The organism is Pseudomonas sp. F2, from assembly GCF_057174385.1.
The window spans coordinates 3,965,717-3,982,056 of record NZ_CM169904.1 but is presented as its reverse complement, the minus strand read 5'-3'; the positions used below and the strand labels follow the sequence as shown (position 1 = coordinate 3,982,056).

At 61.3% G+C, this 16,340-nt stretch carries 10 protein-coding genes; 9 read left to right on the top strand and 1 reads right to left on the bottom strand.

The window, feature by feature from the left end:
* Positions 1-6: 6 nt before the first annotated feature.
* Positions 7-408 carry a lysozyme inhibitor LprI family protein gene (locus AC193Q_RS17930; protein WP_097089169.1) on the bottom strand — a complete coding sequence of 134 codons (402 nt, stop codon included), beginning with the start codon at positions 406-408 and terminating at the stop codon, positions 7-9.
* A 234-nt stretch (positions 409-642) separates the two neighbouring features.
* Here AC193Q_RS17930 and AC193Q_RS17925 point away from each other — a divergent pair, with 234 nt between their 5' ends.
* The 9 genes from AC193Q_RS17925 to AC193Q_RS17885 all read left to right on the top strand — a co-directional run bounded on the left by AC193Q_RS17925 (position 643) and on the right by AC193Q_RS17885 (position 16,290).
* Positions 643-1,620 (top strand): dipeptidase, encoded by a 978-nt coding sequence (locus AC193Q_RS17925; RefSeq protein ID WP_007962626.1) that lies wholly within the window; start codon positions 643-645, stop codon positions 1,618-1,620.
* 78 nt (positions 1,621-1,698) lie between these two features.
* Positions 1,699-2,229: a DUF5943 domain-containing protein gene (locus tag AC193Q_RS17920; RefSeq protein WP_007926354.1), complete on the top strand. Its 531-nt coding sequence runs from the start codon at positions 1,699-1,701 to the stop codon at positions 2,227-2,229.
* Between the two features lie 15 nt (positions 2,230-2,244).
* A complete protein-coding gene (gene dgcA, locus AC193Q_RS17915; protein ID WP_095668140.1) occupies positions 2,245-4,305 on the top strand; it encodes a dimethylglycine demethylation protein DgcA in 2,061 nt (686 codons plus the stop codon).
* Between the two features lie 154 nt (positions 4,306-4,459).
* A complete protein-coding gene (dgcB, locus tag AC193Q_RS17910) occupies positions 4,460-6,409 on the top strand; it encodes a dimethylglycine demethylation protein DgcB (protein ID WP_121187565.1) in 1,950 nt (649 codons plus the stop codon).
* Positions 6,409-7,629: an electron transfer flavoprotein subunit alpha gene (etfA, locus tag AC193Q_RS17905; protein ID WP_121187563.1), complete on the top strand. Its 1,221-nt coding sequence runs from the start codon at positions 6,409-6,411 to the stop codon at positions 7,627-7,629. The genes dgcB and etfA overlap by 1 nt, the downstream gene beginning before the upstream one ends.
* Positions 7,630-7,644: 15 nt before the next feature.
* Entirely contained in the window at positions 7,645-8,415 is a 771-nt protein-coding gene (gene etfB / locus AC193Q_RS17900; RefSeq protein WP_483878649.1) for an electron transfer flavoprotein subunit beta, read from the top strand.
* A gap of 1,075 nt (positions 8,416-9,490) precedes the next feature.
* Positions 9,491-12,943, top strand: a complete 3,453-nt coding sequence (locus AC193Q_RS17895) for a GMC oxidoreductase (protein WP_121187559.1) — start codon at positions 9,491-9,493, stop codon at positions 12,941-12,943.
* Between the two features lie 208 nt (positions 12,944-13,151).
* Positions 13,152-15,020, top strand: coding sequence for a c-type cytochrome (locus AC193Q_RS17890; protein WP_095668144.1), 1,869 nt, complete (start codon positions 13,152-13,154; stop codon positions 15,018-15,020).
* A gap of 25 nt (positions 15,021-15,045) precedes the next feature.
* Positions 15,046-16,290, top strand: coding sequence for a metallophosphoesterase family protein (locus AC193Q_RS17885; RefSeq protein ID WP_095668145.1), 1,245 nt, complete (start codon positions 15,046-15,048; stop codon positions 16,288-16,290).
* Positions 16,291-16,340: the final 50 nt, after the last annotated feature.

The following is a 16,340-nucleotide window of genomic DNA, read 5'->3' as shown; positions in this document are numbered from 1 at the left end:
TCAGGATCACTCCTGCCCAATCGACTCCAAAAACTCCGACCGTTCGTCACTCATCCGCGCCACACAGTCATTCTGCGCAATCTTGAAAGCCTTGCTGCCTTCGGTGGCGGGGAAGGCTTCCACGGCGCAATCGGCGTCGCGGGTTTTCAGCCATTGTTGCTGGGCGGTTTTCAGTTTGGCGGTGATGTCGGCCAGTTGCGCGGCGTTTTTGCCGTAGGTGGTCTGCATGCGCTCGTTGAGGCTGGCGTAGTTGTCCTTGAGCAGGTCTTCGGCGGTGCTGCGGCTGTAGGTCGAGCATTCCAGGGTCTGGACGTCGTTTTCCACCGCGTCGCACGGGTTGTTGTCGGTCTCTTCGGCGGCGTGTACGCCGGTCGCCATCAGTGCCAAAGCCAGGAAGATCGATTTCATGGTTGTCGCCGCTCTAATCCAGTGGTGTATCCAAGATGCGCCAGATTCTGGCTCAAGCTGGCGGGCTTGAACAGGTAGCTGATCGCAGCGCCTGGCGACCCTTTGTCGCGGATTGACGCTTTCGGCAATTCCCCTGTCGTTTTTGCACCCGGTCGCCCCGGCACCGAGGCATATGCTGGCCCCAAAGCGCCGGCAGACGATTCGGCGCATGAATCGCCAATAAGGGGACGCCTGATGAGCCCAGCCGAATTACACGCCGACAGCATCGTTATCGACGGTCTGATCATTGCCAAATGGAACCGCGAGCTGTTCGAAGACATGCGCAAGGGCGGTCTGACGGCGGCCAACTGCACCGTGTCGGTGTGGGAAGGCTTTCAAGCGACCGTGAACAATATCGCCGCCAGCCAGAAGCTGATCCGCGAAAACAGCGATCTGGTAATGCCGGTGCGCACCACCGCCGACATTCGTCGCGCCAAGGAGCAGGGCAAGACCGGCATCCTCTTCGGCTTCCAGAATGCTCACGCGTTCGAAGACCAGATTGGCTATGTCGAGGTGTTCAAGCAGCTCGGCGTCGGTATCGTGCAGATGTGCTACAACACGCAGAATCTGGTCGGCACCGGCTGCTACGAGCGCGACGGCGGTCTGTCGGGCTTCGGTCGTGAGATCGTCGCCGAAATGAACCGCGTCGGCGTCATGTGCGACCTGTCCCACGTCGGCTCCAAGACTTCAGAAGAAGTCATCCTCGAATCGAAAAAGCCGGTTTGCTATTCCCACTGCCTGCCGTCGGGTCTCAAAGAGCACCCGCGCAACAAGTCCGATGCCGAACTGAAGTTCATCGCTGACCACGGCGGTTTTGTCGGCGTGACCATGTTCGCGCCGTTCCTCGCCAAGGGCATCGATTCGACCATCGACGATTACGCCGAAGCCATCGAATACACCATGAACATCGTTGGCGAAGACGCCATCGGCATCGGCACCGACTTCACCCAGGGGCACGGCCAGGACTTCTTCGAATACCTGACCCATGACAAGGGCTACGCCCGTCGTCTGACCAGCTTCGGCAAGATCATCAACCCGCTGGGCATCCGCACCGTCGGCGAGTTCCCGAACCTGACCGAAACCCTGCTCAAGCGCGGCCACTCCGAGCGTGTCGTACGCAAGATCATGGGCGAAAACTGGGTGAACGTCTTGAAGGACGTTTGGGGCGAATAAGCCGCCGCACTTCTGAATCCTTTCCCCCGGCCGTCCGTGCCGGGGGCAACAAACCGAATTTTCTGGAGTTAAGTTTCCATGGCCAAGATCGCCCCGCAATTGCCAATCGAAGTCGACAGCGAAACCGGTGTCTGGACCTCCGACGCCCTGCCGATGCTCTACGTGCCACGGCACTTTTTCGTCAATAACCACATGGGCATCGAGGAAGTGCTGGGCGCCGACGCCTATGCCGAAATCCTCTACAAGGCCGGCTACAAGTCCGCCTGGCACTGGTGCGAAAAAGAAGCTGAATGCCACGGCCTGGAAGGCGTCGCGGTGTTCGAGCACTACATGAAGCGTCTGTCGCAACGCGGCTGGGGCCTGTTCAAGATTCAGGACATCGACCTCGACAAAGGCACCGCCAGCGTCAAGCTCGAACACTCGGCGTTCGTCTACGTGTACGGCAAGGTCGGGCGCAAGGTCGACTACATGTTCACCGGCTGGTTTGCCGGCGCCATGGATCAGATTCTCGCCGCTCGCGGCAGCAAGATTCGTACGGTTGCCGAGCAAGTCTACGGTGGCTCCGAAGAAGGCCATGACGACGGCCTGTTCACCGTCAAGCCGTTGTAAGTCGAGGAACCCGCCATGGCTTTCGAAGCAATGTTCCAGCCGATCCAGATCGGCAAACTGACCATCCGCAACCGCGTGCTCAGCACCGCGCACGCCGAGGTCTACGCGACTGACGGCGGCATGACCACCGAGCGCTACGTCAAATATTACGAAGAGAAAGCCAAGGGCGGCATTGGCCTGGCGATCTGCGGCGGTTCGTCGGTGGTCGCCATCGACAGCCCGCAGCAATGGTGGAGTTCGGTGAACCTGTCCACCGACCGGATCATTCCGCACTTCCAGAATCTGGCCGACGCCATGCACAAGCACGGCGCCAAGATCATGATCCAGATTACCCACATGGGCCGACGCTCACGTTGGGACGGCTTCCACTGGCCGACCTTGATGTCGCCGTCGGGCATCCGTGAACCGGTGCACCGGGCCACCTGCAAGACCATCGAGCCGGAAGAAATCTGGCGGGTGATCGGCAACTACGCGCAAGCCGCGCGCCGTGCCAAGGCTGGTGGCCTGGATGGTGTCGAACTGTCGGCCGTGCACCAGCACATGATCGACCAGTTCTGGAGCCCGCGCGTCAACAAGCGTACCGATGAATGGGGTGGCAGCTTCGAAGGCCGGATGAAGTTCGGTCTGGAAGTGTTGAAGGCAGTGCGCGCCGAGGTCGGTGACGATTTCTGCGTCGGCATGCGCATCTGCGGCGACGAGTTCCACCCGGACGGTCTGTCCCACGAAGATATGAAGCAGATCGCCAAGTATTACGACGATACCGGCATGCTCGATTTCATCGGCGTCGTCGGCTCGGGTTGCGACACCCACAACACCCTGGCCAACGTGATTCCGAACATGAGCTATCCGCCGGAGCCGTTCCTGCACCTGGCGGCCGGAATCAAGGAAGTGGTCAAGGTGCCGGTGCTGCACGCGCAGAACATCAAGGACCCGAACCAGGCCACGCGCATCCTTGAAGGCGGTTACGTCGACATGGTTGGCATGACCCGCGCGCACATCGCCGACCCGCACCTGATCGCCAAGATCAAGATGGGCCAGGTCGACCAGATCAAACAGTGCGTCGGCGCCAACTACTGCATCGACCGTCAGTACCAAGGTCTGGACGTGCTGTGCATCCAGAACGCCGCGACCTCCCGTGAATACATGGGTGTGCCGCACATCATCGAGAAGTCCACCGGGCCGAAACGCAAGGTGGTGATCGTCGGTGCCGGCCCTGCCGGGATGGAAGCGGCGCGTGTAGCGGCCGAACGTGGCCACGACGTGACCCTGTTCGAGAAGAAAGAATTCATCGGCGGGCAGATCACCACGGCGTCGAAAGCGCCGCAGCGTGACCAGATCGCCGGGATCACCCGCTGGTTCCAGCTGGAGCTGGCGCGATTGAAAGTCGACCTGCGTCTGGGCACGGCGGCGGATGCCGACACCCTCATGGATCTGCGTCCGGACATCGTGGTACTGGCCGTCGGTGGTCATCCATACCTTGAGCAGAACGAACACTGGGGGGCCGCCGAAGGCTTGGTGGTCAGCAGCTGGGACGTGCTCGACGGCAAGGTCGCGCCGGGCAAGAACGTGCTGGTCTACGACACCATCTGCGAGTTCACCGGGATGTCGGTCGCTGACTTCCTCGCCGACAAGGGCAGCCAGGTCGAGATCGTTACCGACGACATCAAACCGGGCGTGGCCATCGGCGGTACGTCGTTCCCGACCTACTACCGCAGTATGTACCCGAAAGAAGTGATCATGACCGGCGACATGATGCTGGAGAAGGTCTACCGCGAAGGCGACAAGCTGGTGGCGGTGCTGGAGAACGAGTACACCGGCGCCAAAGAGGAGCGGGTGGTCGATCAGGTGGTGGTGGAAAACGGCGTGCGGCCGGATGAGGAAATCTACTACGCGCTCAAAGAGGGTTCGCGCAACAAGGGCCAGATCGACGTCGAAGCGCTGTTCGCGATCCAGCCACAACCTTCGCTGAGCAGCACCGGTGACGGCTACTTGCTGTTCCGCATCGGCGACTGCGTGGCGCAGCGTAATACCCATGCTGCGATCTATGACGCCCTGCGGTTGTGCAAAGACTTCTAAGGACTTGCACATGACCCCTGTGGGAGCGAGCCTGCTCGCGAATGCAATCTGTCAGTGAAAGATGAGCTGACTGATTCTCCGCTTGCGCGAGCAGGCTCGCTCCCACAGTAAAGCGGACCGTGTTTCTCCAGGCTGTACTGGTGGGAGCTTCACCATGTTGAACACCCTTCTTCCAATCCTGTTGTTCGCAGCCCTGGCCCTTGCGGTGCTGGGCGCGTTGCGGCGGGTGGCCATGTGGCGTCGGGGCCGGGCCTCCAAGGTCGATCTGATCGGCGGCCTGTTCGCCATGCCCAAGCGTTACATGGTCGACCTGCACCACGTGGTGGCGCGGGACAAATACATCGCCAACACCCACGTGGCTACGGCCGGTGGTGCGGTGGCGTCGATTGTGCTGGCGATTCTGGTGCACGGTTTCGGCCTGCATAACCGCATCCTCGGCTACGCGCTGCTGTTGATGACGGCGGTGATGTTCGTCGGGGCAATCTTCGTTTATCGGCGTCGGCTCAACCCGCCGGCACGGCTGTCGAAAGGCCCGTGGATGCGTCTGCCGAAAAGCCTGCTGGCGTTCTCGGCGTCGTTCTTTCTGGTGACCTTGCCGGTGGTCGGGATCCTTCCAGAGAACTTCGGCGGCTGGCTGCTGGCAGCGATTCTCGGGCTCGGCGTTTTGTGGGGCGTGTCGGAACTGTTCTTCGGCATGACCTGGGGCGGGCCGATGAAGCACGCCTTCGCTGGTGCCCTGCACCTGGCCTGGCACCGTCGCGCCGAGCGCTTTGGCGGCGGTCGTTCCACCGGTTTGAAACCGCTGGATCTGAATGATCCAAGCGCGCCGCTCGGTGTGGAAAAACCCAAGGATTTCACCTGGAACCAGTTGCTCGGTTTTGACGCCTGCGTGCAGTGCGGCAAGTGCGAAGCCGCGTGCCCGGCGTTCGCTGCCGGCCAGCCGCTGAACCCGAAAAAGCTGATTCAGGACATGGTCGTCGGCCTGGCTGGCGGCACTGACGCGAAGTTTGCTGGCAGTCCGTATCCGGGCAAGCCCATTGGTGAACACAGCGGCAATCCGCATCAACCGATCGTCAACGGTCTGGTCGATGCCGAAACCCTGTGGTCGTGCACCACCTGCCGGGCCTGCGTCGAGGAATGCCCGATGATGATCGAGCACGTCGACGCGATCGTCGACATGCGCCGCCACCTGACGCTGGAAAAAGGCGCGACCCCGAACAAGGGCGCCGAAGTCCTGGAAAACCTGATCGCCACCGACAACCCCGGCGGTTTTGCCCCGGGTGGGCGGATGAACTGGGCGGCGGACCTGAACCTCAATCTGCTGAGCGAGAAGAACTCCACTGACGTGCTGTTCTGGGTCGGCGACGGCGCCTTCGACATGCGTAACCAGCGCACCTTGCGTGCGTTCGTCAAAGTGCTGAAGGCCGCGAAAATCGACTTCGCCGTACTCGGCCTCGAAGAACGCGACAGCGGCGACGTGGCCCGGCGTCTGGGCGACGAAGCGACGTTCCAGTTGCTCGCCAAACGCAATATCCAGACCCTGGCCAAATACCGCTTCAACCGCATCGTCACCTGCGATCCGCACAGTTTCCATGTGCTGAAAAACGAGTACGGCGCGTTCGACGGCAACTACCTGGTGCAGCACCACAGCACCTACATGGCGGAAATCATTCAGGCCGGTGCGCTGAACCTCGGTCAGCACAAAGGCAACAGCGTGACCTATCACGACCCGTGCTACCTCGGTCGCTACAACGGCGAGTACGAGGCGCCGCGTGAAGTGCTGCGCGCCCTCGGCATCGAGGTCAAAGAGATGCAACGTTCCGGCTTCCGCTCGCGCTGCTGCGGCGGTGGTGGCGGTGCGCCGATCACTGACATTCCGGGCAAGCAGCGGATTCCCGACATGCGCATGGAAGACATCCGCGAGACCGGCGCCGAGCTGGTGGCGGTGGGTTGTCCACAATGCACGGCGATGCTCGAAGGCGTGGTCGAACCGCGTCCGCTGATCAAGGACATCGCCGAACTGGTGGCCGACGCGCTGCTTGAAGATGCCGCGCCAGACAAGCCTGCCACGCCGGCCAAACGTGAACCTGCGGAGGCCCACTGATGAGCGACATTATCCGCCGCGACCCACGCGCCGAATGGATTGCGCGTAACCGTCTGCACCCGCTGCACGCGGCCATGCAACCGGCGCAACACAGCTGGATGGGCCCCAACGGGATCATCCGCAAGAACCTGCACGGCATCGGTTTCATCGGCCCCAACGGCATCAAGCGTATCGACCGCAGCGGCGCGCAACAGGGTGGGGCAGTCAAACGCTCGGCCACGGTTGAAGTGCAACTGCCGCTGCATCAGGTACCGGCCCCGGCGTTCTACATCAGCGTGGTGCCGGACATGGTCGGTGGGCGTTTGAGCAGCCACGACCGCGACCTGCTGGGCCTGGCTCACCAACTGGCCGGCAAGGACGGTGCGGTGCTGGCGGTGGTGTTTGGCGAACACAAAGAGAGCGCCTTCGCCACGGCCGGCGTCGATCGTTTGCTGGTACTGGAGGGCGACCAATTCAGCGGTTATGCACCGGAACAACGGGTGCAGGGCTTGCGGGCTGTGGATAACCAGTTCAACCCGCGCCATTGGCTACTGCCGGACAGCCGCAGCGGTGGCGGTGAACTCGGTCGGCGACTGGCCGCAGCACTGGGCGAACGCCCGGCCACACGGGTCTGGCAGGTCAAGGATCAGCAATGCATCGGGCGCGCTGGCGCGGGCTTGCAAGACCTGGCGCGGCCGGTCGCCCGCTTGATTCTGGCTGCCGCCGAATGCGCCGAACCGGTCAGCGAAACCCGTCACGAAGCCCTGCCGGTGGAGTTATCCACAACGGTGGCGCGCAGCCTGTCGCGGATCGAGGATCTGGGTGCGGTGGCGGTGGATCCGGCGGCCATTCCGATGGCCGAAGCCGAGTTCATTTTCTCCGGCGGCAACGGGGTCAAGGACTGGGCGCTGTTTCACCAGACGGCGGCGGCGCTCGGCGCCACCGAAGGCGCCTCGCGGGTGGCGGTGGACGACGGCTTCATGGCCCGTGACCGGCAGGTCGGCGCGTCCGGTACCTGGGTCACCGCACGGGTTTATGTGGCTGTGGGTATCTCCGGGGCGATCCAGCACCTGCAGGGCATCGGTGCCTGCGACAAGGTGGTGGCGATCAACCTCGACCCGGGATGCGACATGATCAAACGCGCCGACCTGTCGGTGATCGGCGAGAGCGCGGAGATTCTTCAAGCCTTGATCGCGGCGGTAGCGGCTTACCGCAACGACGCCAAGCGCGATGCGGCTTAAGGGAAGGACACAGTTATGAACACCAATGTCATCAGCCTGGTCTCCATCGGCGCCCACCCGACCTCGGGCCGGCCACGCCGTGCCGAACAGGACGCGCGCGCCGTGGAACTGGGCCTGCAGCTGGCGGGGGATAACCTGCAAGTGCTGCATGCCGGGGACGTTGCCGAACCGGCGCTGCGCGCCTATCTGGGCATGGGACTCGCGCAGATGCACGTGCTGGAGCAACCCGCTGGCGCCGACGCCTTGCCGGCGCTGACCGCGTATCTGCGCGATGCCGGCGCCCAGGTGGTGCTGACCGGCACGCAGGCGGAAACCGGCGAAGGCTCGGGCATGTTGCCATTTCTGCTCGCCGAAGGACTGGGCTGGCCGCTGGTGGTGGGACTGGCGCAGGTCGAATCGATCAGCGACGGCTCGGCGCTGGTGCTGCAAGCCTTGCCCCGTGGGCAGCGGCGGCGTCTCAAAGTGAAGCTGCCGTTTCTGGCGACTGTGGATAACGCTGCACCCAAGCCACGGCAGAGCGCCTACGGCCCGGCGCGGCGGGGTGTGCTCAATGCCGAAGATGTGGCAGTGCTGAACGATGAACTGCTGACCGTCGCCACCTTGCAACCGGCCAAACCACGGCCGAAACGTCTGAAGGTGATTAAGGCCAAGAGCGGTGCGGACCGGATGAAAGCGGCGACGGCCAAGGCCAGTGGCGGCGGGGGACAGGTGCTCAAGGGCGTCACCGCGCAGGCCGGCGCTGAAGCGATCCTCAAACTGCTGATTGAAGAAGGCGTCGTCCGCTAGCGACACCTTCTTCCAGACTCTGCCTCCCCCCTGTGGGAGCGAGCCTGCTCGCGAAAGCGGATTGTCAGTTGATACATGTGTCGACTGATCCGACGCTTTCGCGAGCAGGCTCGCTCCCACATTGGAATCCATGTGTACCTGACTGAATATGTTTACCCACAATCCCTGTTGGCGGATCTGTGGATAACGTGTTCGCCCATCCCTGTACCCCACGCCGTTCAAGCCCTCCAGGCCCAAGATCAAAAAACAACCAGCCTAAGTCACGGTTTTTCCAGACGTTTTCTCCTGAATAAGTTCAAGAGTTGCCCCCAATCTCTGTTGGCGCTTCTGTGGATAAGATGTTCGCTATACGCTGTGAGCCTTATGAAACATGGCTTGTAGAGAATTGCTCAATAAATGATCGATTAGGCTTTTAAAGCTGATAATTCCCGCGCAATCCCACGAATTGCGCAGCACTCAGCGCTTTTCCACAGCTGCAACAAAGTTACCCCCGAACTCTGTTGGCGCTTCTGTGGATAACGTGTTCGCCATCCTCTGCAGGCCTTATGAAACGTGGCATGTAGAGACTTGATCAAAAAACACTCAATCACTCGTGCAAACCATCCTTCTGGATAAGTCACGATTTTTCTTCACAAATCAGCCCGTTATTTTTCGGTTCATCCACAGTTACCCCCATTTGCTGTGCATGGCTATGTGGATAACTTGTTCGCCAAACCCTGCAGGCCTTGCCGGGCATAGTCCAAACGGCAATTGATCAGATTTCATACAGTTCTAAGGCGCGGCCTTGACTTCGATTCCTGCGCTGTCTTCACTGCAATGGCACAAGGACAGCCGTCACTTATCCACATCAGGTTCTGGGAGAACGCATGATGGATAGCCGCCCACACCGCCATCCCCCCACGCCCCGCAAGCGCACGTTACGACGTGCGGCCAATCAACACGCTCGTCTGTAGCGACCTGCTGCTCCGACCGTTGTGCTGTCGCCGGGCTCGCCCGGAGGCCAGGTGCCCGTTCGCCCATTGATTGCAGGCAACCGCAGAGTTGCCCCCTATCTGCCTGAGAGAGGAACACCCTCATGACACGCATCGCAACGCCCATCAGTGAGATCAAGGAACACTATGACGTGATCGTTATCGGCTCCGGCTATGGCGGCGGCATTGCTGCGTCGCGGCTGTCCCGGGCCGGCAAGCAGGTGTGCCTGCTTGAACGCGGGCGGGAAATTCAGCCCGGTGAATACCCCAACACCATGATTGCCGCGACTGAAGAGTTGCAGATCCACGACCCGGACGGCCACATTGGCTCGCGCACCGGCCTGTTCGATCTGCACGTGAATGCCCAGCAGAATGTGGTGGTGGGTTGTGGCCTCGGCGGTACGTCGTTGATCAACGCCAACGTGGCACTGGAGCCAGAGCCCGGGGTGTTCGATGACCCGCGCTGGCCGCAAGCGGTACGCGAACACCGCGATACGTTACTCAAGGACGGTTACGCCCGCGCCCGGGAAATGCTCAAGCCCAATCCGTACCCGAACAGCGCGCCGAATCTGCCCAAGCTCGACGCCAATAAAAAGTCTGCTGACTACCTCAAGCAAGGCGCGCACTTCTACAAGCCACCGATCAACGTGACCTTCGACAAACTGCCGAACAATCTCAACCACGTCGGCGTTGAACAGTTGCCGTGCAACCAGTGCGGCGACTGCGTCTCGGGCTGTAACAACAAGGCCAAAAACACCACGCTGATGAACTATCTGCCGGATGCCTGGAACCACGGCGCGGAGATTTTCTGCCAGGCCGAAGTGCGTCATCTGGAGCGCGCCGGCGATGGCTGGATCGTGCATTTCCAGTACCTCGACAGCGGTCGCGAGAAATTCGACGCACCGACGCTGTTCGTGAAAGCCGACATCGTGGTGGTGTCTGCCGGCACCCTGGGTTCCACCGAGATTCTGTTGCGTTCGCGGGACAAAGGCCTGGTGATGTCCGGCCAGCTCGGTCAGAACATGAGCGGTAACGGTGACATTCTCGGCTTCGGCCACAACTGCGAGCAGACCATCAACGGCATCGGCTTCGGCGCGCATTCGGCCAAGGAACTGCACCCCGTTGGCCCGTGCATCACCTCGGTCATCGACATGCGCACCGAAGGTGACTGGCGCAGCCGCATGGTCATCGAGGAAGGTTCGATCCCCGGCGCGCTCGGCCGGCCAATGGTGCCGGCGATGGCCGGGTTTGCCGAGATGATCGGCAAGGCCACCGACGACAGTTTCAGCGGCAAGCTTGGCTACAAGGAGCGCGAGGCCGAAAGCTTCCTGCGCGGCCCGTATTACGGCGCGCTGCACAACATGCAGACCTACCTGATCATGAGCCACGACAGTGGCCAGGGCCGGATGCTGCTCGACAGCAAGGATCAGTTGCGCATCGACTGGCCGGGTGTCGGCGAGCAGGAAAACTTCAAGCTCGGCAACGAGCGGCTGTACCAGAGCACCAAGGCACTCGGCGGGGTCTGGGTCGAGAACCCGATCTGGACCCAGCTGCTCAAGCACAGCATCGTTTCGGTGCATCCGCTGGGCGGTTGCGTGATGGGTGAAGACGCCGGGCAGGGCGTGGTCAATCACAAGGGTCAGGTGTTCAGCGGCGCCAGTGGCACCGATGTTTACGCCAATCTGTACGTGACGGACGGCGCGGTGATTCCGACATCATTGGCGGTCAATCCGCTGCTGACCATCTCTGCCGTGAGCGAGCGCAACATGGGCCTGCTCGCCGCTGACCGCGGTTGGCACATCGACTACACACTGCCGTCGGCACCGCGCAAACAGGTGGCACCGCCGACCCTCGGCGTGCAGTTCACCGAAACCATGAAGGGCTATTTCTCCCGCGCTTTCACCGCCGCACAAAGCACCGATCTGAAAGTCTACGAAGCGGCGGCCAAACGCGGTGAGGCGGACAACTCGCCGATCGACTTCACCCTGACCATCACCGCCAACGACCTCAACCGGATGATCAAGGAGCCGGAGCACGCCGCGACCATTGTCGGTACGGTCAATGCCCCGACGCTGTCGCCGCAACCGCTGACCGCCAGCAACGGCGTGTTCAACCTGTTCGAACAGTTCGAGCAGCAGGTCGATACGCGGCACATGAAATACGACATGAAGCTGACCGCCGAGGACGGCACCGACTATTTCTTCAGCGCCTTCAAAACCGTGCCGGAAGACAACGGCGTGCTGAATATCTGGCACGACACCAGCACCCTGTACGTGACGCTGTACCGCGGGCCGGACAAGTCGGGCGAGGTGATCGGCTCCGGGGTGATGCACATTCATCCGACCGATTTCGCCAAGCAGATGACTACCATGAAAGTGCTCAACGCGCGCAACGAGCGTGAGCGCATCGAAGGCCTGGCGCGCTTCGGCAAGTTCTTCGCCGGGATTCTCTGGGAGAGTTACGGCGGGGTGTTTGCAGGGGACAAATACTTCAATCCCGACGCGCCGCCACGGCTGAAACGGCCGCTGGATGCGCCAACCCCGGCGGTGCATTTCTTCCCCACCGAGGACGGCGTCGAACTGCGCCTGACTCGTTATCAGGCCGGCAGCAAAGGCCCGGTGATGCTGGTGCATGGCTTGGGTGTCGGTTCGAATATCTTCTCCACCGACACCATCCAGACCAACCTGCTGGAGTATTTGTGCAAGCACGATTACGACGTGTGGCTGCTGGATTTCCGGGTGAGCATTCTGCTGCCGGCGAGCAAGAAGGAATGGAACGGCGACCAGATCGCCCAGTACGACTTCAAGGCTGCCATCGCGCAGATTCAGCAAGAAACCCAGGCCAAAGACGTGCAATGCGTGGTGCATTGCTACGGCGCGACGACGTTCTTCATGTCGCTGTTGGCGGGGTTGCAAGGCGTGCGTTCGGTGGTCTGCTCGCAGATTGCCGCTGACACCGTGGTCGCCACGGCCACGGGACTGAAGGCGGGTCTGCACTTGCCGGGAATGCTCGACGCCATCGGTATCAAATCGATGACCGCTTACGCCGACAGCAAGGAAAACTGGTTCAACCGGCTCTATGACAAGGCCCTCAACGGCTACGCGCGGATCGAAGCGCAGGGCTACTGCACCAACCCGGTGTGCCACCGCATCACCTTCATGTACGCCTCGCTGTATCGCCACGACACCCTTAACGAAACCCTGCACGACAACCTGCACGAACTGTTCGGCGAGTCGAACATCGAGACTTTCGAGCATTTGGCGCTGATCGTGCGCAAAGGGCATCTGGTGGATTTCAAGGGCAACGATGTGTACATGCCGCACTTTGAGCGGCTGACCATGCCGATCTGCTTTATCAGCGGCGCGGAGAACCAGTGTTACCTGCCGGAAAGCACGCTCAAGACCTACCAGCGCGTCTGCGCAGTCCACGGGCCGGAGCGTTACAGCCGGCATGTGGTGCCGGGTTACGGCCACATCGATTGCATGTTCGGCAAGAACGCGGTGGTGGATGTGTATCCGATCATCCTTGAGCACCTGGAGAAAACGGCCCTCGGTTGAGATCGATTACTGATTTCTGTGTTGAGGAGATTCTCTGTGGCGAGGGGATTCATCCCCGATCGGCTGCGCAGCAGTCGTAAAACCTGAGCGCGCGGTGATCCTGACAGACCGCGTTGGCAGGGTTTGGGGCCGCTTCGCGACCCGTCGGGGATAAATCCCCTCACCACAAGGGACATTGCAGGTTGGTGGTCAGAAGGAAATGGATGACATGGACAGCTACATCCGCTGGTTTCAACGCTTCATCTGGATCGGCATTGCGATGAACATGGTGTTCGCGATCCCGGCGCTGTTTGCGCCGGGGTTGCTGACATCGGTGGTCGGTCTGCCGCCGCAACTCTCCGACCCGTGGCTGGAAAACGCCGGGATGCTGCTGGTGGGCATCAGCGTGTTTTACATGCCGTCGGGCTTCAACGCGCCGCGCTATGTGGTGCATTCCTGGCTGTGCGTGCTGACGCGGCTGATCGCCGTGGTGTTCTGGATTTACCTGATCAACACCAGCATTCAAGGCTCGGTGTTCGTGCCGATGCTGCTTGGCGATCTGAGCTTTTTCCTGATCCTCGGCATTCTGCTGTACCTCGGCACCACGCCCGCGAACCGGCCATGGGCGCTGCTGTGCGATGGCTGTCGCGAGTGGCGCGCGGCCTGGGCGCGGCAATGGCAGCGTCACGCCTTCAAGGTCGGCACGCTGGTGGTTGTCGCGGTGTTGGGGTTTATCGGTTACGAGACCTGGTACCAGATGCTGCGGGTGGTACCGGAGCAGGAATACGCCTCCGACGAAGATCACTATAAATACGCCGCCATCGGCCTGGGCATCGAAGCGCGGATCCCGTATTACCTGTTCGCCGTGCTGCCACAGATGTGCCCGGAAAAACTGCCCAAGCCCGGCGGCTGGGAGGTCTTCGGCTTTCTCTATGAGAACGGCAAGGACCTGCCGATCGGCATGGCCAAGCGGCAGATCGGTTACCCGACCGTGGAACCGAACTGCGCGCTGTGTCACACAGGATCCTATCGGGCCAATGCCAGCGACGTCGCGGTCAACGTGCCCAGCGCGCCGGCCAACACCCTGCAACTGCAGGCCTTCCAGTGGTTCGCCTACGATTGCGCCAGCGATCCGACATTCACCACCGACGCGGTGATGGCGGCGATCAACGGCAAATTCCAGCTGGGCTTTTTCGAGAAACTCTACAACCGCTACCTGATCATCCCGATGGCGAAAAGCGCTTTGCTCAAACAGAAGCAGGCCTACGCCTGGCAAAAGCTGCGTCCGCAACAGGGCCCGGGTCGCACCGACACCTTCAACCCGACGAAAATGGTGGTGTTCGGCTTCCCGGATGACTCGACCATCGGCACCGTCGACCTGCCGCAAGTGTGGAACCAGAAACCGCGGGAGTCGATGTACCTGCACTGGGACGGCAATAACAACAAGATCCACGAACGCAACTACGCCGCGGCAATGGCCGTGGGCGCAACGCCGGAATCGGTGCTGCCGCCAAGCTTCAACCGGGTGACCAACTGGCTGCTCGGGCACAAGGCGCCGGCGTGGCCGTGGGCACTGGATCAGGCCAGGGTCGCCCAGGGCAAACCACTCTGGGACGCCAATTGCGCCGCGTGCCACGACTTCGGTCGCGCCGACACCGGGCAAGTGACCACCAACATCGATCAGCTCGGCACCGATCCACATCGGCTGGACTCATTCACCACCGGTCTGGTGACGGCGTTCCACACCTTCAAGAAACCGCCGTTCGACTTCGGCGCGTATCGCAAGACCCAGAGCTACAGCAACACGCCGACCGACGGCATCTGGCTGCGCGCGCCGTACCTGCACAACGGTTCGGTGCCAACCCTGTGGGACTTGCTGCAACCGCCGGAAAAACGCCCGGTGGTGTTCATCACCGGCTCCGACGTCTACGACCCGGTCAACGTCGGTTTCGTTACCACGGGTGCCCAGGCCAAAGCCTCGGCGGACTTCAAATACGACACCCGCCTGGAGGGCAACCACAACAGCGGTCACCTGTATGGCACCACGCTGTCGGACGACGACAAGCGTGCGTTGATCGAATTCATGAAAACCCTGTGAACCCTTACGGATAGAGGATTACGCCATGTCAGCGGTCGGTCATCTGAAGCATGAATACGACAAGGTCAAGGTGCGCATTCACGGCTTGTTCACGCGCATGGAAATGGCCTGGATGAAGCTCATCAGCGAATTGGAGCCGCAGGAGTTTCAGGCAATCATCAAGCTGCTGCAGCGCGGCCACGATCAGGCGCAATACGTGCTGAAAAACGGCGAGCTGCCGGACGACGAACCAGCGGTGCCGTGGGAGTTGTCCCATGGTCTGTCGATCCTGCGCATCGGCAATGCCACGCCGTTGCCGCAATCGCCCGATCAATTGCAGACCAAGGTGCTCAAGGACGGCACGCTGCTGGGATGTCGCAAATGGGAACTGCTGGATCTGCTATGGAGCGAAGCGCTGCTCAAGTGGATCGAAAACCTGCGCCATCACGCGACCTTCGGCACTGACCCGGCGATGGTGACCATGGATCGCGAAGTGACGCTGGCGATTGCCGGTGACTGGGGCACCGGGCCGTTCAACAGCCACGCGCCGGCGGTGTTGGTGGCCAATCAGATGCAACTGGCGAACGCTGATTTCACCATTCATTTGGGGGATGTTTATTACGCCGGCAGCCACTCCCAGGAAGACACCGACATGGCCGGCTGGCCGATGGGCACCCACGGCTCGTTCACCCTCAACTCCAATCACGAGATGTACAGCGGCGCCCACGGTTACTTCAAGGAACTGGCCGCGCGTTTTCCGCGGCAGCAAGGCACCAGCTACTTTGCCCTGATCAACGACGACTGGCTGATTGTCGGGCTGGACACCGCGTACGCTTCGGATGTCATGAACCTGTACATGGACGGCACCCTCAACAAACCGCAGATCGAGTGGATGAAGGGCCTGCCGAAACGCAAGAAACTCATGGTGCTCAGCCACCATCAGGGCTTCGACATCACCGGGCACCACAAGACCGCGCTGTATCAACCGGTGTGCGATGCGCTGGGGCGCGAGCCTGATTACTGGTATTGGGGGCATCTGCACAACGGCATCGTCTATGCGCCACAAGGTGGACTGCATGCGCGCTGCGCTGGCCACGGAGCGATTCCCTACGGCACCACCAGCGAGCTGAACGGCCATTCGCGGGTGCTGTTTTCGGAGACGCAGGATGCGAACGATCCGGACTATCCGCTGCGGGTGTTGAACGGCTACGCGAAAATCAGGTTGGTGGGGGAGGAGATTTTTGAGGAGTTTATTGGGGAGGATGGCAGTTTGAGGTGGTCATCGACGTGAGGCGGTGAATGTTCTGACGCCATCGCTGGCAAGCCAGCTCCCACAGGTTT